This is a genomic window from Achromobacter spanius, from assembly GCF_003994415.1.
Taxonomy (GTDB): Bacteria; Pseudomonadota; Gammaproteobacteria; order Burkholderiales; family Burkholderiaceae_B; genus Achromobacter; species Achromobacter spanius_C.
On record NZ_CP034689.1, the window covers coordinates 4896433 to 4918893 of the forward strand.

23 protein-coding genes and 1 pseudogene are annotated in these 22461 nt (G+C 64.5%); 17 read left to right on the forward strand and 7 right to left on the reverse strand.

Going from position 1 to position 22461, the window contains the following annotated elements:
• Positions 1 to 12: 12 nt before the first annotated feature.
• The 3 genes from ELS24_RS22375 to ELS24_RS22385 are packed head-to-tail and all read right to left on the reverse strand — an operon-like array spanning position 13 to position 2691.
• Positions 13 to 948, reverse strand: a complete 936-nt coding sequence (locus ELS24_RS22375; protein WP_050448374.1) for a 3-keto-5-aminohexanoate cleavage protein — start codon at positions 946 to 948, stop codon at positions 13 to 15.
• Entirely contained in the window at positions 941 to 1909 is a 969-nt protein-coding gene (locus tag ELS24_RS22380) for a 3-hydroxyacyl-CoA dehydrogenase (protein ID WP_127185419.1), read from the reverse strand. The genes ELS24_RS22375 and ELS24_RS22380 overlap by 8 nt, the downstream gene beginning before the upstream one ends.
• The gene (locus ELS24_RS22385) at positions 1909 to 2691 is read right to left on the reverse strand and encodes an SDR family oxidoreductase (protein WP_127185420.1); all 783 of its coding nucleotides are present in this window, start codon (positions 2689 to 2691) and stop codon (positions 1909 to 1911) included. Before ELS24_RS22385 ends, ELS24_RS22380 begins: the two co-directional genes overlap by 1 nt.
• Before the next feature lie 331 nt (positions 2692 to 3022).
• Here ELS24_RS22385 and ELS24_RS22390 point away from each other — a divergent pair, with 331 nt between their 5' ends.
• From ELS24_RS22390 to ELS24_RS22415, 6 genes are all read left to right on the forward strand, one after another.
• On the forward strand, positions 3023 to 4222 hold the full coding sequence (locus ELS24_RS22390; protein ID WP_127185421.1) for an ABC transporter substrate-binding protein: 1200 nt from the start codon (positions 3023 to 3025) through the stop codon (positions 4220 to 4222).
• A gap of 121 nt (positions 4223 to 4343) precedes the next feature.
• On the forward strand, positions 4344 to 5210 hold the full coding sequence (locus ELS24_RS22395; protein WP_050448378.1) for a branched-chain amino acid ABC transporter permease: 867 nt from the start codon (positions 4344 to 4346) through the stop codon (positions 5208 to 5210).
• Between the two features lie 22 nt (positions 5211 to 5232).
• A complete protein-coding gene (locus ELS24_RS22400) occupies positions 5233 to 7014 on the forward strand; it encodes an ABC transporter permease subunit (RefSeq protein ID WP_127185422.1) in 1782 nt (593 codons plus the stop codon).
• Positions 7007 to 7711, forward strand: coding sequence for an ABC transporter ATP-binding protein (locus tag ELS24_RS22405; RefSeq protein ID WP_050448380.1), 705 nt, complete (start codon positions 7007 to 7009; stop codon positions 7709 to 7711). The genes ELS24_RS22400 and ELS24_RS22405 overlap by 8 nt, the downstream gene beginning before the upstream one ends.
• Before the next feature lie 16 nt (positions 7712 to 7727).
• Positions 7728 to 8723 (forward strand): NAD(P)H-quinone oxidoreductase, encoded by a 996-nt coding sequence (locus tag ELS24_RS22410; protein ID WP_050448381.1) that lies wholly within the window; start codon positions 7728 to 7730, stop codon positions 8721 to 8723.
• Positions 8724 to 8731: 8 nt separating this feature from the next.
• Positions 8732 to 9499 (forward strand): SDR family oxidoreductase, encoded by a 768-nt coding sequence (locus tag ELS24_RS22415; RefSeq protein WP_050448382.1) that lies wholly within the window; start codon positions 8732 to 8734, stop codon positions 9497 to 9499.
• A 39-nt stretch (positions 9500 to 9538) separates the two neighbouring features.
• Here the strand turns inward: ELS24_RS22415 and ELS24_RS22420 are convergent, their stop codons facing one another.
• Positions 9539 to 10201, reverse strand: a complete 663-nt coding sequence (locus ELS24_RS22420) for a thiopurine S-methyltransferase (protein WP_127185423.1) — start codon at positions 10199 to 10201, stop codon at positions 9539 to 9541.
• A 200-nt stretch (positions 10202 to 10401) separates the two neighbouring features.
• On the opposite strand from ELS24_RS22420, the gene ELS24_RS22425 reads away from it, so the two are divergent.
• The 5 genes from ELS24_RS22425 (at position 10402) to ELS24_RS22445 (ending at position 13954) form a co-directional block, all read left to right on the forward strand.
• Complete coding sequence (locus ELS24_RS22425; RefSeq protein WP_127185424.1) at positions 10402 to 10947, forward strand: sigma-70 family RNA polymerase sigma factor; 546 nt, start codon at positions 10402 to 10404, stop codon at positions 10945 to 10947.
• On the forward strand, positions 10944 to 11624 hold the full coding sequence (locus tag ELS24_RS22430; RefSeq protein WP_050448385.1) for an anti-sigma factor: 681 nt from the start codon (positions 10944 to 10946) through the stop codon (positions 11622 to 11624). The genes ELS24_RS22425 and ELS24_RS22430 overlap by 4 nt, the downstream gene beginning before the upstream one ends.
• 87 nt (positions 11625 to 11711) lie before the next feature.
• Positions 11712 to 12260: a fasciclin domain-containing protein gene (locus tag ELS24_RS22435; protein ID WP_050448386.1), complete on the forward strand. Its 549-nt coding sequence runs from the start codon at positions 11712 to 11714 to the stop codon at positions 12258 to 12260.
• Positions 12261 to 12431: 171 nt separating this feature from the next.
• Entirely contained in the window at positions 12432 to 13166 is a 735-nt protein-coding gene (locus ELS24_RS22440; RefSeq protein ID WP_127185425.1) for a tetratricopeptide repeat protein, read from the forward strand.
• A gap of 11 nt (positions 13167 to 13177) precedes the next feature.
• Positions 13178 to 13954 carry a hypothetical protein gene (locus ELS24_RS22445; RefSeq protein ID WP_240669365.1) on the forward strand — a complete coding sequence of 259 codons (777 nt, stop codon included), beginning with the start codon at positions 13178 to 13180 and terminating at the stop codon, positions 13952 to 13954.
• Positions 13955 to 13985: 31 nt separating this feature from the next.
• Here ELS24_RS22445 and ELS24_RS22450 read toward each other — a convergent pair.
• From ELS24_RS22450 to ELS24_RS22460, 3 genes and pseudogenes are all read right to left on the reverse strand, one after another.
• Positions 13986 to 14723 (reverse strand): annotated as a pseudogene (locus ELS24_RS22450) (YoaK family protein); the annotation flags it as partial.
• A gap of 120 nt (positions 14724 to 14843) precedes the next feature.
• Positions 14844 to 16073, reverse strand: coding sequence for an SMI1/KNR4 family protein (locus ELS24_RS22455; protein WP_127185427.1), 1230 nt, complete (start codon positions 16071 to 16073; stop codon positions 14844 to 14846).
• A 73-nt stretch (positions 16074 to 16146) separates the two neighbouring features.
• Positions 16147 to 17193: an aldo/keto reductase gene (locus ELS24_RS22460; protein WP_127185428.1), complete on the reverse strand. Its 1047-nt coding sequence runs from the start codon at positions 17191 to 17193 to the stop codon at positions 16147 to 16149.
• A 328-nt stretch (positions 17194 to 17521) separates the two neighbouring features.
• Between ELS24_RS22460 and ELS24_RS22465 the strand changes: the two genes are divergently transcribed.
• From ELS24_RS22465 to ELS24_RS22490, 6 genes are all read left to right on the forward strand, one after another.
• Positions 17522 to 18487 (forward strand): AraC family transcriptional regulator, encoded by a 966-nt coding sequence (locus tag ELS24_RS22465; RefSeq protein WP_050448432.1) that lies wholly within the window; start codon positions 17522 to 17524, stop codon positions 18485 to 18487.
• Positions 18488 to 18591: 104 nt separating this feature from the next.
• Positions 18592 to 19581, forward strand: a complete 990-nt coding sequence (locus ELS24_RS22470; protein WP_127185429.1) for a LysR substrate-binding domain-containing protein — start codon at positions 18592 to 18594, stop codon at positions 19579 to 19581.
• Between the two features lie 117 nt (positions 19582 to 19698).
• Positions 19699 to 20325 (forward strand): isochorismate family cysteine hydrolase YcaC, encoded by a 627-nt coding sequence (gene ycaC / locus ELS24_RS22475; protein ID WP_050448393.1) that lies wholly within the window; start codon positions 19699 to 19701, stop codon positions 20323 to 20325.
• 140 nt (positions 20326 to 20465) lie between these two features.
• Positions 20466 to 21029: a DUF3455 domain-containing protein gene (locus ELS24_RS22480; RefSeq protein ID WP_050448394.1), complete on the forward strand. Its 564-nt coding sequence runs from the start codon at positions 20466 to 20468 to the stop codon at positions 21027 to 21029.
• Between the two features lie 119 nt (positions 21030 to 21148).
• Positions 21149 to 21718, forward strand: coding sequence for a sigma-70 family RNA polymerase sigma factor (locus ELS24_RS22485; protein WP_127185430.1), 570 nt, complete (start codon positions 21149 to 21151; stop codon positions 21716 to 21718).
• On the forward strand, positions 21715 to 22452 hold the full coding sequence (locus ELS24_RS22490) for an anti-sigma factor (protein WP_127185431.1): 738 nt from the start codon (positions 21715 to 21717) through the stop codon (positions 22450 to 22452). Before ELS24_RS22485 ends, ELS24_RS22490 begins: the two co-directional genes overlap by 4 nt.
• Positions 22453 to 22461 lie beyond the last annotated feature (9 nt).

A 22461-nucleotide genomic window follows, 5' to 3' on the forward strand; every position in this document is an offset into this window, starting at 1 on the left:
CAGAACGCCAACTCAGAACGCCACGTTGTCCCGCCCCTTCAGGCCGAGCTTGGCGCGCGCTTCGTCAGGCGTGGCCACTTCCAGGTTCAGCGCTTCGACAATGGTGCGGATGCGTTCAACCTGCAAGCGATTCGACTCCGCCAATTGGCCCGGCCCGATCCACAGCGAATCTTCCAATCCCACCCGCACGTTCGAGCCCATCGCCGCGCCGATAGTAGCCAGCGGCATCTGATTGCGGCCCGCGCCCAGGATGGACCATTCATAGTCGTCGCCGAACAGCCGGTCAGCCGTGCGCTTCATGTGCATCAGGTCTTCCGGGTGCGGGCCGATGCCGCCCAGGATGCCAAACACCGACTGGATGAACGGCGGCGACTTGACCAGCCCGCGGTCAACAAAATGCGCCAGGTTGTACAGGTGGCTGATGTCGTAGCACTCGAACTCGAAGCGCGTGCCGTTGGCGTTGCCCAGCGTCAGAATGGATTCGATGTCCTGGTAGGTGTTGCGGAAAATCAGTGAACGGCTGTTCTCAAGATGCTCCCTTTCCCAGTCGTGCTTAAGTTCTTTGAAGCGGTCCAGCATTGGGAACAAGCCAAAGTTCATCGACCCCATGTTCAGCGACGCCAGCTCCGGCTTGAACGTCGTGGCCGGGCGCATGCGCTCTTCCACCGTCATGTGGGGGCTGCCGCCAGTGGTGATGTTGATGATGGCGTCCGTCTCGTTCTTGATGCGCTCAAGAAACGGCTTGAACAATGCCGGGTCTTGCGACGGCTTGCCCGTTTCGGGATCGCGCGCATGCAGGTGCAATACGGCCGCGCCGGCCTGCGCCGCGCCGATGGCGGCTTCAGCGATCTCGTCAGCCGTGACCGGCAGGTGCGGCGACATGCTGGGCGTGTGGATCGCGCCCGTCACGGCGCAGGTAATGACGACTTTCTGTTTCGGCTTAGCCATGTTTGTCTCCGTCCTGTTGTTTGTGGCGCATCAAGCGCATCAGTTTTTCGTCGCGCCAGAAACGGCGCTTGGCAAGGTCTTCTTGCGGCAGCAGGCGGCGGCGTTCGTCCGCCAAGGCCCCCACCAGCGCGGCGTCCCAGGCCACGCATTCGGTTTGGTCGGCGCCGATGGACTGGTACAGCCCGCCGTAGCGCGCGCAATAGTCCGCGATGCCGCCGGGCGCGTTCAGGTCGATGGTTTCGAACGGCCCCATGAACGACCAGCGCAGGCCCAGCCCGTCCTTGACCGTCGTGTCGATGTCTTCAGCACTGGCAATGCCCTCCTTGGCCAGCCGGAAGGCCTCGTGCAGCAAGGCGCCTTGCAGGCGGTTCAGGATGAAGCCTTCGATTTCACGGCGCAGCCGTACGGGCTTTTGCCCGATGGCCGCCATGATGTCACTGGCGCGTTGCAGCGCGTCCGTGCTGGTCCATGGCGCGGGGCAAAGCTCCACCACGGGAATCAGATACGGCGGGTTGACGGGATGCGCGACCAGGCAGCGGTGGCGTCCTGGCAGATGGTCGGTGAACTGGCTGGCGGGAATGCTGGAGGTGGAACTGCCAATGACGGCCTCGGGCTCGGCGGCTGCATCCAGCGCCGAGAACAAGGCGCGCTTGATCTCAAGCTTTTCGGGCGAGTTTTCCTGGATGTAGCAGGCGCCCTTGAGCGCGTCGGCCAGGCTGTCGGCAATATGGACGCGGCCGATGATGGCGTCTGCATCCGTCAACAGCCCCTGCGATTGCAGTTCGCGCAATTGCTGCAAGATCAGCATGCGAGCTTCGGCCAGCATGGCGGCGTTGACGTCATGAAGGCGCACCTGCCAGCCCTGGCGCGCAAACACGATGGCCCAACCTTGGCCGATCAGGCCCGTACCGATAATGGCGGCGATACGGGGCGAGGAATTCACAGCGGAATCGGCGCCCATCAGTAGAGCTTCTGCGTAAAGCCGTCGATCACTAGCGCCTGACCCGTCACGCTGCGGGCCGCTTCGCTGGCGTTGAACAACACGGTGTTGGCAATGTCGCGCGCAGTGACCATGCGGCCCAGCACGGCCTGGCCTTCGTACTGCGCGGCAATTTCTTCAACCGGACGCCCCAGCGTATCGGCCTTGGCGGCGATGACGGCGCGGATGCGCGGACCTTCAACGGCCCCCGGCAAGATGGCGTTGACCCGGATCCCGTGCGGCCCAAGCTCAATCGCCAACGATTTGGTGAAGCCGATCACCGCCCACTTGGACGCGGAATACACCGAGCGCCCGGCAAAGCCCAGGTGGCCGGCGGCGGACGACAGGTTGATCATCACACCCGCCTTTGATTCCTTCAGCAGGGGGATGGCCTGGCGGGCGCACAGGAATTGGCCGGTGATGTTGACGGCCAGCGTGCGGTCCCAATCGGCCTTCGACAGCGTTTCAACGTAACCGGTGGGCCCTGCCACGCCGGCGTTGTTGATCAGAATGTCCAGCCCGCCCAGTTTCTGCTTGACGGCGGCAAAGAGCGCGCCCACGCTGTCTTCGTCAGACACGTCCGCCACCATGGCCTGCACGCCGGGCAGTTCGGACGGAATGGCTGCCACACGCGCTTCGTTGACATCGCACACGAAAACCGTTGCGCCGGCGTGGCGGAATACCTTGGCCATTTCCAAGCCAAGGCCGTCAGCGCCAGCGGTGATCAAGACCCGTTTTCCGGCGAAATCGACTTCCTCGAACATGCTGTTGTCTCCTGGTTTTTATGGAAAAGCACGCGCTTGATGATATACGATATATGACGTGGCGCAATATTTTCCAGCACATACAGCACGCTTTAGCATGACGGAAAGACAGGGCTCGCCTGACGGAATTTTGCGCTTCTTTTCCTAGGCCATCGGCCGCTAAGTCTTTATTCATGCGGCTTTAGGGAATTCCCCGATTCGGCCCGCCGCAGCCACCACTAGAATCCAATTCGGGGTTTTTGTACCTGGCCGGCACATATATCATATATTTAAAAAAGACGGACAACACTCAAGACAGTCCGCATCCCATACCAACAAAGGAGCGTAGACAGTGTTCAAGTTCAACAAGGTTATTTTGGCGCTGGGCGTGTGCGGCGCACTGGCAAGCGGCACCGCGGCGGCCGACATGAAAGTGGGCGCCCTCTTCCCGTTCAGCGGCGCGCTTGCGCTTCTGGGACAAGAGAGCTATCGCGGGCTGGAGCTTGCCGTCAACGAAATCAACGCCGCGGGCGGCGTCAACGGAGAGAAGATCGAACTCATCAAGGCGGACGCCGTGGACCCGACGCAAGCCGTGTCGGAAACCAAGCGCCTGATCTCGTCCAACGTGGTGGGGGTGTTCGGCAGCTACGCCTCGGGCATTTCGTATGCGGCCACGCCCGTGACCGAACTGGCTGGCGTGCCCTATTTCGAACTGGGCGCCACCGCCCACAAGATCACCACGCGCGGCTACAAGTACCTGTTCCGCAGCAATCCCAATACGGCGCTGTACGGCGTGTCGGTCGTGAACGCGCTGCACGACACCATCGCCCCCGGCATGGGCCTGAACCCCAAGGACATCAAGATCGGCATCATCCACGAAGACGGGCCTTATGGCACCGACGTGGCGGCCACCGAGAAAAAGCGCGCGCAAGAGCTGGGTTACACCGTGGCCGAAGTGCTGCCCTATTCGGCCAAGACCGTGGACTTGTCGTCGTTGATCCTGCGCTTGAAAGGCGCCAAGGTCGACGTCGTGCTGCAAACGGCCTACCAGAACGACGCCATCCTGTACTTCAGCCAGGCACGCGCGGCGGGCTTCAAGCCCAAGGTCGTGATCGGCGCAGGCGGCGGTTATTCGCTGGCCGATACCGCCAAGGCGGTGGGCGCCGACATGAATGGCGTGTTCGACCTGGACTTCCCCCAAGCGTCCATCAATCCGGCTGGCGCGCCGGGCCTGGACAAATTCCTGGCCGCCTACAAAGCCACCTACAAGAGCGACCCGCAGTCCGGCCACAGCCTGACCAACTACGTCGGCGCCAAGGCCTTCTTTGAAGCCATTGGCAACGCCAAGTCCACCGACAAGGACAAGATCCGCGCCGCGGTCCTGGCCTACAAGAAGCCGGCTGGCCAGACGGCCAACGGCTGGGGATTCGACTTCGGTGAAGACGGCCAGAACAACGCCTCGACGTTCTACGTCATGCAATGGCAGGACGGCAAGCTCGTCACCATCGCGCCCAGCAACCTCGCACTTGGCAAGCCCATCTTCAACAAGTAAGCGCGACGCCAGTGATCAGGCGCTCGGGGGCGCCTGATGTTTCCCGGGAATATCGCGCCCCGGCGCGGCCGCCATCGCAGCGGCCACGCCGGGGCCGCGTCCCGCTCTAAGAGGTTGCACCATGGATATTTTCATTCAACTGGTCATCAATGGCCTGTTGCTGGGCGGCGCGTACACCATCATCAGCCTGGGGCTGACGTTGATCTTCGGCGTCGTGCGCGTCGTGAACTTCGCACACGGCGAGTTCCTGATGGTTGGCATGTACCTGGTTTACCTGATCGCCGCGCAATTCGGCGTCCACCCTTATGTGGGCCTGGTGCCGGTGGCGGTGATTCTGTTCGCGCTGGGCGCGCTGACGCAAAAGGGCATCATCCAGCCGCTGTTGCATGCAGACCAGCACATCCAGATTTTCGCCACGGTGGGCGTGTCCACCATCCTGCTGAATCTTGCGCTGGTGATCTTCGGCGCCAATGTGTATCGCGCGCCGGTGGAGCTGGGCACGAACGCCATTGCCGTCGGCAATTACTCTATGGTGACGGGGCAGGTGATCACCTTCGTGATCGGCATCAGCCTGGCGATATTGCTGCATTTTTTCATGCATCGCACGTACCTGGGTCGCGCGCTGCGCGCGGTGGCGCAGCATCGCTATGCCGCCACGTTGATGGGCGTGAACGTGAACAACGTGTACGCCATCGCCTTCGGCCTGGGCACGGCCTTCGTCGGCATCGCGGCGGGCTTGCTGGCGCCGCAGTATCCGGTGTTTCCAACGGTGGGCACGTACTTCGTGCTGACCGCCTTCGTGATCGTGGTGCTGGGCGGACTGGGCAGCCTGTATGGCGCCGTGGCCGGCTCCATGATCATCGGCATCGTGGATACGCTGGCCGGTTATTACATCGCCCCCGACCTGAAAGAGGTCGTGTATTTCGGGATCTTCCTCTTGATCCTTGTCCTGCGACCGAACGGCCTGTTCGGCGTCGGTACAGAGTGATCAGAGCCACAAGGAGCGAGACGTGTTTCCCGACTTTCGAAGCCCCAAAGCCTACGTCAGCCTGATTCTGCTGATTGTGATGTTCCTCGTGCCCGTCGTCATGGGTACGCCTTTCTGGACCAACCTGTTTGTACTGCTGTTCGTCTTTGCGTCGCTATCCGTGGCGTGGAATATCGTGGGCGGCTACGCGGGCCAGCTTTCGCTGGGCCATGCGGTGTTCTACGGCATCGGCGGCTATACGGCCACGCTGCTGACGCAGAACTTCGGCATATCGCCGTGGATCGGCATGCTGGCGGGCGCGGCGATCTCGGCGGCCGTGGCCATCCTGATCAGCTATCCCACCTTGCGGCTGCGCGGCCCGTTCTTCGCGCTGGCCACCATCGCCATTCTTGAAGTGGTGCGCCTGCTGGTCATCCACGAAGAAAGCTGGACGGGCGGCTCAAGCGGCATCAGCCTGCCGCTGAACATAGGCTGGGCGTGGATCGTGTTCCGCGAAAAGATGAACTACGTAATCATCGCGTTCGGCCTGTTCCTGTTCGTGACGTGGGTGTCGTGGGCGATCCGCAAGTCGCGCATCGGCCATTACCTGATCGCCATCCGAGAGCGCGAGGATGCGGCGCTGGCCGTGGGTATCCATACCGTGCGGGTGAAGATCATCGCGGCGGTGGTGTCCGCCATGCTGACCAGCATCATCGGCACCTTCCACATTACCTACCTGACCTTCGTGGATCCCAGTTCGGCGTTCTCGCTGGAGCTGTCGATCCAGGTGGCCATGTTCGCCCTGATCGGCGGCCTGGGCACCGTGGCCGGCCCCATCGCGGGCACCTTCCTCGTGCTGCCCATCGCGGAACTGGCGCGTGGCTGGCTGTCCAGCGTGGGCAACGGCATGCACGGGCTGATCTACGGTGTGATTCTGGTGGCCGTGGTGCTGACCATTCCGCGCGGCCTGGCCGGTGCGTTTGGCCCCGCCATCGAACGCGCATTGGCGCGCCTGCCTTATCTGGGCACGCCGCGCAAGAAGCGGCAATTGGCTGACGAACTGCGCCTGCACAGCGCCACCCGTTCTGATCAGCCAGTGCTGAAGGCTGAAAAGCTGTTCAAGAGCTTCGGCGGCCTGCGCGCCACCAACGACGTATCGCTGACGCTGAACCAGAACGAAATCCTGGGCATGATCGGGCCGAACGGCGCGGGCAAGACCACGGTGTTCAACCTGCTGTCCGGCTTCTTGTCGCCGGACAAGGGCGATATTTCGATGCTGGACGCGGACGGCAACTGGGTCACGTGCAAGACGCCGGACGAGTTCGCGCACAAGGGGCTGGGCCGCACCTTCCAGATCGCCAAGCCGTTCACCGGCCTGACGGTGCTGGAGAACATCATGCTGGGCGCGTTCATCCGCACGTCGAACCGTGACGAGGCCGAGCAGATTGCGTTGAAGGTGGCCGAGCAGACGGACTTGACCAAGTCCCTGAACACCGAGGCGCGCAGCCTGACGGTGGGTGGCATGAAGCGGCTGGAGATCGCCCGCGCGCTGGCCATCAAGCCGCGCATTCTTCTGCTGGATGAAGTGATGGCGGGGCTGAACCCGACCGACATCGAGAAGTCCATCCAGATGATCCGGCGCATCCGAGATTCCGGGGTGTCGGTGCTGCTGATCGAACACATGATGCAGGCCACGATGGCGCTGTCCGACCGCATTATCGTCTTGAACGAAGGCGGCGTGCTGGTCAGCGGCGCGCCGAAGGACGTGGTCGAGAACCCCGCCGTCATCGAGGCGTATTTGGGCAAGGAGTACCAGGATGCTTAAGGTGTCGAATCTGACGTCGGGCTATGGCAAGAGCCAAGTGCTGAACGGCTTGAACTTCGAGGTCAACGCGGGCGAAATCGTGACCCTGATCGGCGCGAACGGGGCGGGCAAGACCACCACCCTGAAAACGCTGTGCGGCGTCATTCCCACGCTGCAAGGCAAGGTGGAATTCGAAGGCCGCGACCTCACCAACCACAACCCCTACGACATCGTGGACGCCGGCATCACGATGATTCCGGAAGGCCGCCAGCTGTTCCCGCACTTCACGGTGAAAGACAACCTGCTGATGGGTTCGTACAAGCGCGCCGCGCGCCCCATCGTGCAGCAGAAGCTGGACGAGGTGCTGCGGATTTTCCCGCGCGTGAAAGAACGCTTGTCGCAGTACGCCGGGTCTTTGTCGGGCGGGGAACAGCAGATGGTGGCCATCGCGCGCGGCATGATGGCAGACCCCAAGCTGCTGGTGTTCGACGAACCCTCGCTGGGCTTGTCGCCGCTGCTGGTGCAGCAGATGTTCGACATCATCCGCGACGTCACCTCGCATGGCGTGACGGTGCTGCTGGTCGAGCAGAACGTGTTCCGCACCCTGCGCCTGGCCGACCGCGGCTATGTGCTGGAAAACGGCGCCATCGTGCGCACCGGCACGGGCGCTGAACTGCTTAGCGATCCGCATGTAAAGAAGGCCTATCTGGGCCATTAAAACCAGGATTCCTCTTATGACCCTACGCTGCACATTCATCGACCATGGCAAGGGCGGCGCGCCCGATTGCATGCACATCGCCCAACGCGACATGGACGCGCCCGCCGGCCGGCAGGTGCTGATTGAAGTGGCCTATGCCGGGGTCAACCGCCCCGACGTGCTGCAACGTTCGGGCTCTTACCCCCCGCCCCCGGGCGCGTCGCCCTACCTGGGGCTGGAAGTGTCCGGCACCATCATCGACGTGGGCCCCGACGTGACCGCCTGGAAAAAAGGCGATACCGTCTGCGCGCTGACGCCGGGCGGCGGCTACGCCCAGTACTGCCTGGCGGACGAACGCCACTGTCTGCCCGTGCCGCGCGGGATGGACCTGCTGACGGCCGCCGCCATTCCCGAGAACTACTTCACGGTCTGGACCAATGTGTTTGACCGCGCCCGTCTGGCTTCCGGCGAGAAATTCCTGGTGCATGGCGGCTCCAGCGGCATCGGGCTGACGGCCATTCAATTGGCGCGGGCGTTTGGCGCCGAGGTCTGGACCACCGTGGGCAACGCCGCCAAGGCCGAGGCCTGCCTGAAAGCCGGCGCGCATCACGCCGTGCTGTACCGCGACACCGACTTCGAAGCCGAGGTGCGCCAGGCTACCCAGGGCGGGGGCGTGGACGTCATTCTGGACATGGTGGGCGGGTCTTACATCAACAAGAACATCAGGCTCCTGGCCGTGAACGGGCGGCTGGTGCAGATCGCTTTCCTGGAAGGCAGCAAGGCCGAGATCGACGCCCTGCCCATCATGACCAAGCGACTGCAATTCACGGGGTCCACACTGCGGCCGCGCTCGGACGATGACAAGGGCGCCATCGCCCAGGCGCTGGCCGCGAAGGTGGTGCCGCTGATGGAACAAGGCCAATGCCTGCCGCTGATCCACGAGGTCTTTCCGCTGGCGGATGCGCCACGCGCGCATGCCTTGATGGAAAGCAGCCAGCACATCGGCAAGATCATGTTGAAGGTGGGTGCATGAGTGCAGACATGAAGGCTCGCTTTGACGGCCAGGTCGCCATCGTGACGGGCGCCGTCGGCGGCATCGGGTCGGCCATCGTCGAGGGCTTTCTGGCCGAAGGCGGGCGCGTGGGCCTGGTCGACTTCAATGCGCAGGCGGGCGCGGCCTACGAACAGGCGCTTAAGGAACGCGGACACGATGTGACGTTCGTGCCCGCCGACGTGGCCCACTTCGACCAGTGCCAGGCCGCCTACGACCGCATCACGGCCGACCTGGGGGCTGCCACGATCCTGGTCAACAACGTGGGCATTTCCCCCAAGACCGACGGCCGCGCACTGAAAGTCTGGGAGATGCCGCCCGCGGAATGGGACAAGGTGATGTCGGTGAACCTGAACAGCGTGTTCTACATGACGCACCTGGCCACGCCGCACATGGTCAAGCAGCGCCAGGGGCGCGTGATCAATATGTCGTCGGTGGCGGGCAAGGCGTACTGCGACATCGTGGCGGCGCATTACGCGGCCACCAAGGCCGGGCTGATCGGCTTGACCCGACACTGGGCCGCTGAGCTGGGCGAATTCGATGTCACCGTCAATGGGCTGGCGCCTGGGCGTATCAGCACGCCGCTGCTGAAAAGCGTGCCCCAGGAGATCAACGATGCCGTGGCGCGGGTGACGGCGCTGCGTCGCCTGGGCACCCCGGAAGAGGTGGCCGACGCCTGCCTGTTCTTTGCCTCCGACCAGGCCCGGTTTGTGACCGGCCAGGTATTGGATGTGGCGGGCGGCTGGCTGATGACCTGAACGGCCTTGCCATCGCCCGCCGCGCCGTCACGTCAGCGCTCAGGCGTCTTGCACGCCCAGCCGGTACACCACGGTGTCCAGCCGGCTGACGCCCGCGCCCTGGAACTTGGGTTCTTTGTCGAGGATATCGCGGCGGTCGATGATGACCGCCGGCGCCACGCCGGTGAAGATCGCCTGCACTTCGCTGTCCACCACCGAGAATGGCGGCCCCGCCATCTCTTCCTGCGGATAGTCCAGCGTGATCAGCAAGCCCCGACTGGCGGGCGATAACTGACCATAGACGTGGCGCACGTAGTCGGCCCGCATGGCTTCGGGCAGCGCGACCAGCGCGGCGCGATCGTAGGCGCCCACGCAGTGCGACAACAGTTGCGAATCCAGCTTGAAGATGTCGCCAAGAATGATTTCAATATTGCCCGCCACGTAGTGCGTGCCGTAGACGGATTCATGCGTCACGGGGCGCAGCTCGTTTTCGGTGAAGAACTGTTCCACCGCAAGCTGGGAAAGCTCGACGCCCAGCACCGAGTGCCCCTGCGCCGCCAGCCACACCATGTCCAGCGATTTTCCGCACAACGGCACCAGCACCCGTCCACCCTGCGGTACGGCCAACGTGGGCCAATACTTCTGCAAGAGCGGTGTAATCCGGGTCTGATGGAAGTGCGTGCGCCCTTCGCGCCAGCGTTCCAACCAGAATTCTGCGTCCATGTCCTGTCTGCTCCCCCTGTGTGTCGATTGCAAGCTCTACGCTTTTGTCCGGGCCGGCCGGGGCCCGGGGCTGTGACGCACCCCGCATGTCGGGTGTGCCGGGCATTGTAGTGCCCTGCTCGGCACCCAGTTCAATAGTGACGCCGGCGCCTTGGCCCGGTATGCTCTGCACCAGCGTGCCCCTTCCCACATAGGAACCGATGCCCGACGCTCAACACCTGCAGGCCCTGCTTGTCCAGTGCGCGGAAAAACGCGAATCCGCACTGGCGGAGATCTATCGCCTTGCGTCCCCGCATCTGTTTGCACTGGCCAGACGTATGTTGAGAGACCAGGCCGCCGCGGAAGACGTGCTGCAAGAGTGTTTCGTATCGATCTGGCGCCAGGCCGGCCAATACCAGGCCGAGCAGAGCCAACCCATGACGTGGATGACCCGCATCGTCCGGAACCGCTGCATCGACCGCCTGAGGCGGCCCGACGTCGTGGTGCCGGACCCGGACGACACGCTGACGCTGGCCATGGGCGACGACAGCCCCGGCCCGCTTGCCCGTTTGCAGGCCAGCCAGGACGGCCGTCGCCTGGCCGATTGCATGGGGCAGTTGGAAGGGCCGCAGCGGGTTGCCATCGCCATGGCGTTTTTTGATGATCTGGCGCACCCCGACATCGCCACGCGCCTGGACACGCCGCTGGGAACGATCAAGAGCTGGATACGCCGTGGCTTGCAACGGCTGAAAAGGTGCCTGGAATGAATTACCGCCACCCCGAACTGCAGGACCGCCTGGCCGCCGAGTACGTGCTGGGCGGCTTGCGCGCGGGTGCGCGGCAGCGTTTCATCACCCTGATGCGCGATGACGCCGGCTTGCGGCGCGCGGTCACGGAATGGGAAGACCGGCTGTTGCCGCTGGCGCTGGCCCTGCCCCCCGAAACGCCACCCGCGCATGTGTGGAAGGCAATCGCCGCGCGCATCGCGCCCGCCGCCCCGGCCGCGCGCGCGCCCGCGTCTTCGCGCGGCCTGTCCTGGTGGCGCGCGGTGTCCGCCGGCTTGGCGACGGCCGTAGTGGTGCTGGCGTTCCTGATGCTCAAGCCAGCCCCCACGCCTGTAGAGGTACGCACGGTTGCCGTGCTGTCCGGTGACAAGGCGCCCGGCGCCATGGTGGTGAATACGCTGCCGGACAACCGCCTGGCCGTGCAGCCCATGCAAGACCTGGTGGCGCTGGCCGATGGCCGCGCGCTGGAATTGTGGTCGATCACGCCCGGACAGGCGCCGCGCTCGCTCGGCTTGGTGCTGCCCGGCCAGACCACGGTGCTGGCCCCAAGCCTGCTGCCGCAGCAGGGCGACACCGTCGCCATTACTTTGGAACCGGCGGGCGGCGCCCCCGGCGGCATCCCCACCGGCCCGGTCGTCTTGAGCGGCAAGGTCATCTGATCAGGGTTTGTCCGTAGACCGAATCGCGCATCCAATCGCAGGCTGGCCCCGTATCTCCTCATGACGGCCACACAAAAGGAGATCGTCATGAAATTGCTAGCCTCGATTGCCATCGCTTGCTCGGCCCTGACCCTGTCGCCCACTTTCGCGGCCGACGTCATGGTGGGCGGCCAGCCGATGATGCCCGCCAAGAACATCGTCGCCAACGCGGTGAATTCCGCGGACCACACCACGCTGGTGGCGGCGGTAAAGGCGGCGGGCCTGGTGGATACGCTGCAGGGCAAGGGCCCTTTCACGGTGTTCGCGCCGACCAACGCAGCCTTCGGCAAGTTGCCCGCGGGCACGGTGGACACGCTGGTCAAGCCTGAAAACAAGGCCACGCTGACCAAGATCCTGACCTACCACGTAGTGCCCGGCAAGATGGATTTCGACGCGCTGGCCGCCCGGATCAAAAAGGGCGGCGGCAAGACTGAATTAACGACTGCAAGCGGCGGCAAGCTGTGGGTGATGATGAACGGCAAGCACAACCTGACCCTGAAGGACGAAAAGGGCGGCGTGTCCACCATCAGCACCTATGACGTCTATCAGTCCAATGGCGTGATCCACGTAATTGACACCGTGTTGATGCCAAACTGATGAGGTGATTGACAGCCGGCCCTGCGGGGCCATCGTTCCAGCCCGGCCCGCGCGCCGGGCTTTTTGCGTTGGGCGTCTTTGTTTTTTTACCGCGCGCCCCGCTTCCGGTATCGTAGGCATCCGCTCCCCCCTGCCGCCCGCACATCCCTCTTTCAAGGACTGCCGACCACCATGCCTGCACCCCTGAGCCGCCGTGTGTTTGCCTGCCTGCTCGGGCCGGCCCTAGCCTGCTTCATCGGCCTTGCCGTGCCGGCCGCCCATGCGCAACCCGCCGCGCAACTGGACCACGCGTACCAATCCGAACTGCGCGCGGAAAACGAAGCGCTGCAAGCCCGCATCAAACAACTGCCGCCCGCCATGCAAACGCTGAACACGCGGATCTCGGCTGCCTTGCGGGCGAACGATCCGCAGGAGGCGCAGCGCGTGGCCGAAGAGATGGCCCGCCAGGACCCTCGCAACGCCGACGTCAGGGTGTTTCTGGGGAAGCTGCAAGCGCAGCAAGGCAAGCTGCCCGCCGCCCAAGACCTGTTCGACGAGGCCATCAAGCTGAATCCGGACCATAAGTGGGCATACGTCAACAAGGCCGGCGCGCAGGCGCAGCGCGGGGATTTTCCCAATGCCTTGGCCACGACGCAGGCGCTGACGAACCGCTTTCCGGACTGGAGCATCGGCTACAACCTGCAGGCGTCGCTATTGGATGCCATGGACCGCCCGGATGATGCGCTGAAGGCTTATCAGCAGGCCGTGCGCGCCAAACCCGCCAGTGCGTTGATTCTGACCAATCAAGGCAACCTGCAACGCCGCATGGGGCGTATGGCCGATGCGCGCCTGTCCTATGAAGACGCGCTGCGGATTCAACCGGGCTATACGCTGGCCGAGTCGGCGCTGGCCGACCTGCGCAAGTAATCCGGGCAACCATGATGAAACGCCGTGCGCTGTTCAAGAGCCTGGGTATAGGTGTGAGTTTGGGCTGGCTGACGATGGCGCCATTGCGCGCCCTGGCCGCCACCGACCGCAAACCCATCATCCGGCAGGTATTCGCCCAGCCGCCCGACGCCATCCCCATCTCTTCCCAGCACGCGACGCTGATACGCTTGCTGCGGGTGCAATGGATGCCGATCGAATCCGGCGCGCCGGGCATTGATTTCGAACAACCGCTGCTGGGAGGCCCCGACACACTGGCCATCGCGCGCCGCGCATTGAAGACGTCGGACGACGTGCTGGCCATCCGGCGCCTGGCCGAAGTGTGCCGCGTGCTGCCCGGCTTTGTGGCGTCCGTGGGCAAACTTGCTCCGGGTCATTACCCGCTGCCGACCGAGATGAAAGACGCCTTCGACTTCCCGCAAAGCGGCATGGACACACTAGGCGGGTTCACGCTGCGCGCCGAACACCTGGCCTTGTTGCGCGCCGCCGTCTGGCGTGAGGCAAACCCGCGGCAACTGGAAGCCGTACTGCGTGAAGGAGATCGATTCTGGCCCATGCCGATGATCGACGGCAAGCGGCCGTATGGCGACGCCAGCTATTACCAGATCGACATGGCGCGCCTGCTGGGTGAGCCCTACCCCCTGGACGCCAGGGGCTACGCCATCACGGAGCCGGCCAAGGACGCGCGGCTGGAAAAGCTGCACTACGAAACCTTGGCCGCGCTGCAGGTCTTCCTGGGCCACGCCGTAGCGCGTAAAGCGAAACGGTGACGCCGTCGCGTTAAACGCGGCGAATGAAGCCGCGGATATCGTCCATGACCGGCACGGCGGCCAACAGGGTCAGCAGCAGCGCCAGCGGCCAGGTCGACCCGAAGCCGAAGTGGAAGAACGAATACGCCCCCGTCACGCCCCCAACAAAAAACAGCGACACCATCAGGCTCAGCACGATCAGCTTGCCTCGGTCGGCGAACACGGGCGGCTTGTGTTGCGTGTCGCTCTTGGCCACGTTCCAATAAAACAGCTTGCCCAGTTCAATGCCGATGTCGGTCACCATGCCGGTGACGTGCGTGGTGCGGATCTCGGAGCGTGACACCTTGGTGATCATCGCGTTCTGCAGGCCCATGATGTAGCACAGCAGCATCACGGTGCCGGGCACGTAGAACCAACGCAGCGTCTCCAGGTTGGCGCCCAAGAGGCCAAACACCAGCAGCAGCACGGCTTCCAGCAGCAGCGGCAAGGCATATTCGCTGGCCAGGTGGGAGCGCCGCCCGAAGTTGATCAGGAACGCCGAGCTGGCGGCGCCCGCCAGAAACGACAGCAGCGCCGCCAAGCCTTGCAACACCACCACCAGGCCGCCCAGCGCCATGTGGTCGGCCATCATGGAAACGATGCCCGACATGTGCGAGGTGTATTGCTGGACGGCCAGAAAGCCGCCCGCGTTGACCGCGCCGGCAGTAAAGGTCAGGAAATAGGCAAGATGCCTGTTGGCTTGTGGGCTACGGCTGACGGATGTCAGTCTGCGCAGATACGGAATGGCCACGCTAGTCCCTTCAAAGCAAGAACGCGCTCACGCAAACGCGAAGCACATTCTAGTCGGGGACGGCGCACGGTGGGCGCCAGCACAGCGGGCCTCGCCCTTCCAGGCAAGACACCCGCAAGGTCATAGCGAAAACTGCCGCAGGTTGGCAACGCGTTCGGCCAAGCCGTCCGCGCCGAGGTAATGGCCCAGCTCGCCCGCGCGCACCTTGCGCAGGTCCTCCTGGTAGCGGTTGGCCATGGCATCGCGCACCTCTGCAAACGCGGCGGCGATACCGTCACCGCAGGCGGCCGCGACGCGGCGCGCGGCCTCGGGCGATCCGCAGGCCACGCATCGGGCCACGCCCAGCGCATCGGCTTGAGCGCCTTGCGCCAACAGCCGCAGGACGAGTTCAACCGAGGGCTTGCGGTCAAAGCGATGAATGGCCGTTGGGCTGACCGCCGCGCCCGCTTGCAACAAGGCGTCGGCGGCGGCGTAAGCGTGCTGCATCAAGGCTACGTCCACCGGCGTGGCGCTACCGCGCAAGGGCTGGTCGAAACGCATGCCCTGCTCTGCCAATTGCCGCACCAGCGCCGCGTCATCCTTTCTGATGGCGTGTTGCAAAGCCAGGCCGGCCAAACGCGGCGACTGCATCAGCGTGCCGGCCGCCAGCGGGCCACGCCAGTCCACCAGCGCGCGCCGGTGGTACGCGACGAGCGCGTCCGCCAGCGCTTGCGGCATGCCATGGTCCGACACCCGTTCGTCCAGATATTCCAGCACGCGCACGCCGGGGCTATCCAGGTCGTCTTGCGGGTCTGTCTCCAGGGACAGCGCGGCGAAGGCGGCGTGCAGATCCGGCGCAATCGTTGCAATGCCATCCTGTTGCAGGGCGTGTGTCCAGCCGGGCAGACCCTGCTTCCAGGCCACGATGCTGCCAGCGCGGGGGCCGGGCTCCGTCACCACATAGATGCGGTCGCAGTATTCAAAACCGCCTATCGGCAGATAGCGCAGCGTGCCGTTCCAGGTCTCGCCGTCTTCGGCGGCGGCGGCTTCGGCGCACTCTTGTTCGTGTTCGATCCAGCCTTGCAGATCGCGATAGTGGTCGCTGCCGTCGTAGAACAGTTCGGACCAGCTCAGGGCCTCTTCATTGCCGTTCATCCGCGCGTGCAGGTCGTAGGCCAGCTCGCCGCCGGCGGTCAGGCGCCATAGGTCGCGCAAGGCTAGTGGCAAGGGGCCGGCGCAGGCGGATTCAATCTCCGCGATGCGCGCGTCGGACAAGGGCGGCTGCACCGCGATCAGCACGCGGTCGGCGAACAGCGCAATGCCGTGTTCGCGCAAGACGCGCACATCGTCGGGGGAAAACGGGTGGGTCATCTGGCGTCTTCATTCGTTAAAGCTGCCAGGATTCTACTAGCTGGTCACCCGTCCAACCCCACCCCCGTCGGGCTTACACCGCGCCCGACTCAAGCAACTGCTGGCGGCGGAATTCGCCTTGGCGCACGTGCATCCAGCCGGGATACTCGGGCGGCAGCGCGCTGACCTTGTCCAGCGCGGCCAGCTCGTCTTGTGTCAGCTTGATGGCGGTGGCGGCCAGGTTGTCGTCCAACTGATCCACCCGCTTGGCGCCGATGATGACGCTGGTGACCACTTGCTGATGCAGCAGCCACGCCAGCGCCACTTGCGCCACCGACACCCCGCGCGCGTCGGCCACCGACTTGAGCGCGTCGATGCTGTCGTAGGCGCGGTCGCGGTCCACGGGCGGGAAGTCGAAGGCGGCGCGGCGGCTGCCGGCTTCAACCGAGCCATCACGGCTGTACTTGCCGCTGAGCAGGCCACCGGCCAGCGGGCTCCACACCATCAGCCCGACGCCTTCGCTTTGCAGCATGGGCACGAGTTCGCGTTCCAGGTCGCGGCCCGCGATCGTGTAGTAGGCCTGTAGCGATTCAAAGCGCGCCAGCCCCAGGCGTTCGGCAATGCCCAGCGCCTTCATGATTTGCCAGGCCGCCCAGTTGGACACCCCCACGTAACGCACGTGGCCGTGTTGCACCAGGGTATCCAGCGCGCGCACGGTTTCCTCAATAGGCGTGGCGGGGTCGAAGCCGTGGATCTGATAGAGGTCGATGTGGTCCAACTGCAAGCGCGCCAGGCTCTTCTTCACGCCATCCAGGATGTGCACGCGCGAATTGCCGCGCGCATTCACGCCCGCGCCGGTCTGGCCGAACACCTTCGTGGCGATCACCACGTCGTCGCGCGCCACCTTCAAATCGCGCAGGGCCTGGCCCGTGATGACTTCGGAGCGGCCTTCCGAATAAACATCCGCCGTGTCGATGAAGTTGACGCCCGCGTCCAACGCGCGGCCGACCAGCCGGTTGGCGTCTTCCTGTTGCAGGTTGCCGATCTTGCTCCACAGTTCGCCCTCGCCGCCAAAGGTCATGGTGCCCAGGCAGAGTTCCGAAACGAATAGGCCGGTGCTGCCGAATTTTTTGTATCGCATGGTTGAGCTCCTGTCAGCGGCGTCGCGGGTCCGTGCGCCCCGGAATGGAACGCCGGACGCCAGCTTGCCGGGGGTGCAAACAGTATGCGTCGACCAACGGCCGCATGCACTGCTTGATCCTGCCCTTTTTTTGCCTGATTCTCTGGCACGCCTCTTGGAGAATCAGGCATGCGCCCGATCCTCCAAACTTTCTGCCCATTTCTCCACACCGAAAACAGTGCCTGTTCATCACGGCAGGACCGCGCATACACTGAGGCTCGCCCTATCCTCTGCGGCGCCGCCGGCTTGCCTCGCGGACGGCGCGCGTTCCGGAGCCCCCATGCCTTCCATGCCTATTACTACCGACCCACCCGAGGGTTCCGTCACTACCGCCCCCTTGGACATCGCCTACGAACCGGCCCGCCGAGAGCTGCTTTGCACGCTGGACCGGATGACGGGCGATCTGGAAGGGTCGCTGGACACGCCCATCGAAGGCCTCTACCTGCACCGGCTGTCACAGCCCACCGGCGCCAAGCCGGGGTTGCAGAAAGCCGCGCTGGCGGTGATTGCCCAGGGTTCCAAGCGCCTGCTGATCGGCGATGAGAGTTTCGAGTACGACCCCTTCCATTACCTGATCTCCTCGGTGGACCTGCCTGTCGTGGCCAAGGTGTCGGTGGCCAGCCCGACGCTGCCCTACCTGGGCCTGCGGCTGGATCTGAACCCGGAAGAAATCGCCGAGCTGATCAGCGACGAAAACCTGCCTCCGCTGGTGCCCGCGGAAGCGTCTCGCGCGCTGTGCGTGAATCCGCTGGGCGGCTCGTTGCTGGACGTGGTGCTGCGCTTGCTGCGCCTCTTGGACAGCCCGCGCGACATCCCCATCCTGGCGCCCATGGTCAAGCGCGAACTGCTGTACCGGCTGCTGATGAACGGCCAAGGGGTGGTGCTGCGCCAGACCGTGCTGCAAGACAGCCAGTTGAACCGCGTGGCCAAGGCCATCCGCATCCTGCGCGACAACTACGCCCAGCCGCTGCGCGTGGAGGAAATCGCCCGCGACGTACACATGAGCGTGTCCTCCTTGCACCACCATTTCAAGCAGGCCACCGCCATGAGCCCGCTGCAATACCAGAAGCACCTGCGCTTGCAGGAAGCGCGCCGTTTGATGCTGAGCGATGACGCGGGCGTGGCGCTGGCCGCGCATGCCGTGGGCTACGAGAGTTCGTCGCAGTTCAGCCGTGAATACAGCCGCCTGTTCGGCACCCCGCCGCTGCGCGACAAGCAGCGTTGGAAAGAGGAATCGCTGGGCGCGGCGGCCTGACCGGGTTTTCCGCGCGGGTCCGTTCCGCTTCCGTCTTCTGGCAACCACCGGCGCCGTTATATGCTCGCCGCTACGTTCAGAAATCGAGAAACGCGGAAACGATCATGCATGACTTGAATGATCTCTATTATTTTGTCCAGGTGGTCAAGAACGGCGGTTTCGCGCCCGCCGGCCGCGCGCTGGACATCCCCAAATCCCGCCTGAGCCGCCGCATCGCCTTGCTTGAGGAGCGGCTGGGCGTGCGCCTGATCCAGCGTTCCACCCGCAGCTTTGCCGTGACCGAACTGGGCCAGGAATATTTCGACCAGTGCCTGTCGATGCTGGCCGGGGCCGAAGCGGCGCAGAACGTCATCGACCGCACGCACGCCGAGCCGCAAGGCACCATCCGCATGAGCGCGCCACCCGCGCTGATCTACTACTTTCTGGGCGATGTGGTGGCGCGCTTCATGGAACGCTGCCCCAAGGTACACGTCTACCTGAAGAGCTTTTCGCGGTCGGTCGACGTGCTGCGCGAAGGGTTTGACCTGGCGGTGCGCGTGCGCTTCGGCCCCATGGAAAGCAGCGACCTGGTCATGAAACACCTGGGTATGAGCTGCCAGAGCCTGGTTGCCAGCCCCGCGCTGGCGCGCTCGATACCCCCAAACGCCGATGTCGCCCAGTTCGCGCAATTACCCACCTTGGCGCTGGGCACCGAGCAGCGGGAATGCCAGTGGCGGCTGGACGGGCCCGACGGCGCCCGCCTGAGCGTCCCCTTCACGCCGCGCCTGGTCACCGACGACATGCTGGCGCTCAAGCAAGCCACCCTGCGCGGCGTGGGCGTGGCCGCCTTGCCCCTGATGATGATCCGCGACGAACTGGACGCCGGCACATTGGTGCCGGTGGGTGCACCCTGGGTGCCCGAACCCGGCGCCGTCCATGCCGTCTTTCCGTCGCGGCGCGGCCTGCTGCCGGCGGTACGGGAGTTACTGGATTTCATGGCGGCGGAGTATGGTGAAACTGCCCGGCGTGAATGCGATACGCAGCAGCGCCACGGCATTACTAGCCCAAAATCCCTTACTCCCCTCATCGCACCCCGCTTATCGTCCGATAAATAGAACGCTGAAGCGCAATTTGGCCGACTACCGGGGTTATAGGCTGGTATTTAGAATTCTGTTCATGCACTCAACGCGCAACACCGCGCACCACCTTGAAGACATAACGGAGCAAAAACCATGACCAAGCCCTACGTGAAACTGGACAAGAACGAAGCCGCCGTCCTGCTGGTTGATCACCAGGCTGGCCTGCTTTCCCTGGTGCGTGATTTCCAACCGGACCAATTCAAGAACAACGTGCTGGCCCTGGCCGACCTGGCCGAATATTTCAAGCTGCCCACCATCCTGACCACCAGCTTCGAAGACGGCCCCAACGGCCCGCTGGTCCAGGAACTGAAAGACAAATTCCCCACCGCCCCCTACATTGCCCGCCCCGGCAACATCAACGCCTGGGACAACGAAGACTTCGTCCGGGCCGTCAAAGCCACCGGCAAGAAGCAACTGATCATCGCCGGCGTGGTCACCGAAGTGTGCGTCGCCTTCCCCGCCCTGTCGGCGCTGGAAGAAGGCTTTGACGTGTTCGTCGTGACCGATGCGTCGGGCACGTTCAACGAAGTTACCCGCAACGCCGCCTGGAGCCGCATGGAACAAGCCGGCGCGCAACTGATGTCGTGGTTCGGCGTGGCCTGCGAACTGCATCGCGACTGGCGCAACGACGTGGAAGGCCTGGGCACCCTCTTCGCCAACCACATTCCTGATTACCGCAATCTGATGGCCTCGTACTCGGCCAACCGCAAGGCCAACTAAGCCGCGATCTTCCCCCGCGGGCCGGATGCAGAAATATTTGCATCCGGCCTGCATCCAATTCGGTCTCCCGCGTGTAGTACCTGTACCGGCGCGCATGGTGCGCGTCGTCTACAGACCTTTCACGTCGCTGGAGACCGCTCATGAAGACCCAACGTTCGCACCGCATCCCCGTCGTTACCGGCCTGTTCGCCGTGTCGCTCCTGGCCGCCTGCGGCTCGATGAGTTCCAAATCCATGGCTTATTCCCAAGCCAACCTGCCCGCCAGCATCCAGGTGCCGGCCGGCAACAAGGTGGCCTGGGAAACCGTGGGCGTGGGCGAAATCACCTACGAATGCCGCGCCAAGGCCGACATGAAGGGCCAGGCCGAATGGGTGTTCGCCGGCCCCAACGCCGCGCTGAATGACCGCATGGGCAAGCAGGTGGGCAAGTACTACGGCCCGCCCGCCACCTGGGAAGCCATGGACGGCTCGAAAGTCACCGGCAAGCAACTGGCCGTGGCGCCCGCCGGCGACGGCAACATCCCCTACCAACTGGTGCAGGCGAATCCGGCCATGGGCGCGGGCGCGATGACCGGTGTGACCTACATCCAGCGCGTCGCGCTCAAGGGCGGCGTGGCGCCGAAGACGCCGTGCACCACGGCGATGCTGGGCCAGAAAAGCGTGGTGAAGTACCAGGCTGACTACATTTTCTGGAAGGCGAACTAAGCCCGCCGGCCCGCCGCCCCATCGGCGGGCCAGCGGCTGGAGAGTCCGGTAAGATGGCGCAACCTTCAACCGCGCATGACGGGTTCGCGCGGCCGCTCCCTTACCGTCACTGCTCTCGCATGCCGAACCGCCTGACCCCGGATTTCGATTACGAAGCTGCCTTGCAGGCCTGCGCGGCCGGTCGCCGGCCCGCGCTGGAAGCGCTGTATCGGCAAGAAGGCCCGCGCCTGCTGGGCGTGGCCCAACGACTCCTGCGCGATCGCGCTTGGGCAGAGGACATCGTGCATGACGCATTCGTCAAGATCTGGAACCAGGCCGACACGTTCGACGCATCGCGCGGATCGGGACGCGGCTGGGTGTACAGCATCACCCGCAATCTGGCGTTGAATGCGCTGCGCGACACCGCTCGCGAAACCGACGTTGACGATGACGCGGCCGCCGCCCTGGACGCGCGCGACGCCATTGAAGCCTGGCACGACACCCGCGACGCCTTCGACTGGCGCGCCAGCGCCGGACGCATTGGCCCCTGCCTGGAAGAACTGGAACCCGTACGCCGCAACTGCGTGCTGCATGCCTACGTAGAGGGGCTGACGCACAGCGAAATCGCCAAGCGCCTGGGTGCCCCGCTGGGCACCGTCAAGGCCTGGATCAAGCGCAGCCTGCAAGCGCTTAAGGAGTGCCTGGCATGAGCGCTCCGCAACCGTCCCACGACGACATCGACGAGCTCGCTGGCGAATATGTGCTGGGCACCTTGTCGGCCACGCAACGCCGCGACGCGCAGGCGCGCATGACGCACGACGCAGACCTGCGCGCGGCGGTCGCGCGCTGGGAAGCCAGGCTCTTGCCCTTGACCAACCTGTCCGAGCCGGTTGAACCGTCGACCAGCCTTTGGCCTCGCATTACCCGCACGCTGGATTCGGCACAGGCGCAGGCGCGGCCCGCTGCCAGCGCCAAGCCCCCCCCCAAGCCCGGCCTCTGGGACAGCCTGGCATTCTGGCGCAGCCTGGCCATGGGTGGCATGGCGGCGGTGCTGATCCTGGGCAGCACGCTGGCGCTGCGCCCGGTGGCCACGCCCGATGCGCCGCAGTATGTGGTGGTGTTGGTAGCGCCGCAATCGCAAGCGCCCGGCTGGGTGGTGCAGGCGCAGGCCGGCCAAAGCGCCGTGCAACTGGTGCCCATCACCGCAACCGAAGTGCCGCCGGATCGTGCGCTGGAATTCTGGACCAAGGCCGATGGCTGGGCCGGCCCCGTATCGCTGGGCCTGGTCAAACCCGGCGAGCCGGTCCGGATCCCGCTGGACAAGCTGCCGCCGTTGGAACCCAACCAGCTTTTCGAGCTGACGCTGGAACCCAAGACCGGCTCGCCCATCGGCAAGCCCACCGGCCCGATTCAATTCATCGGGCGCGCGGTCAAGATGCTGTAGCGGACATCA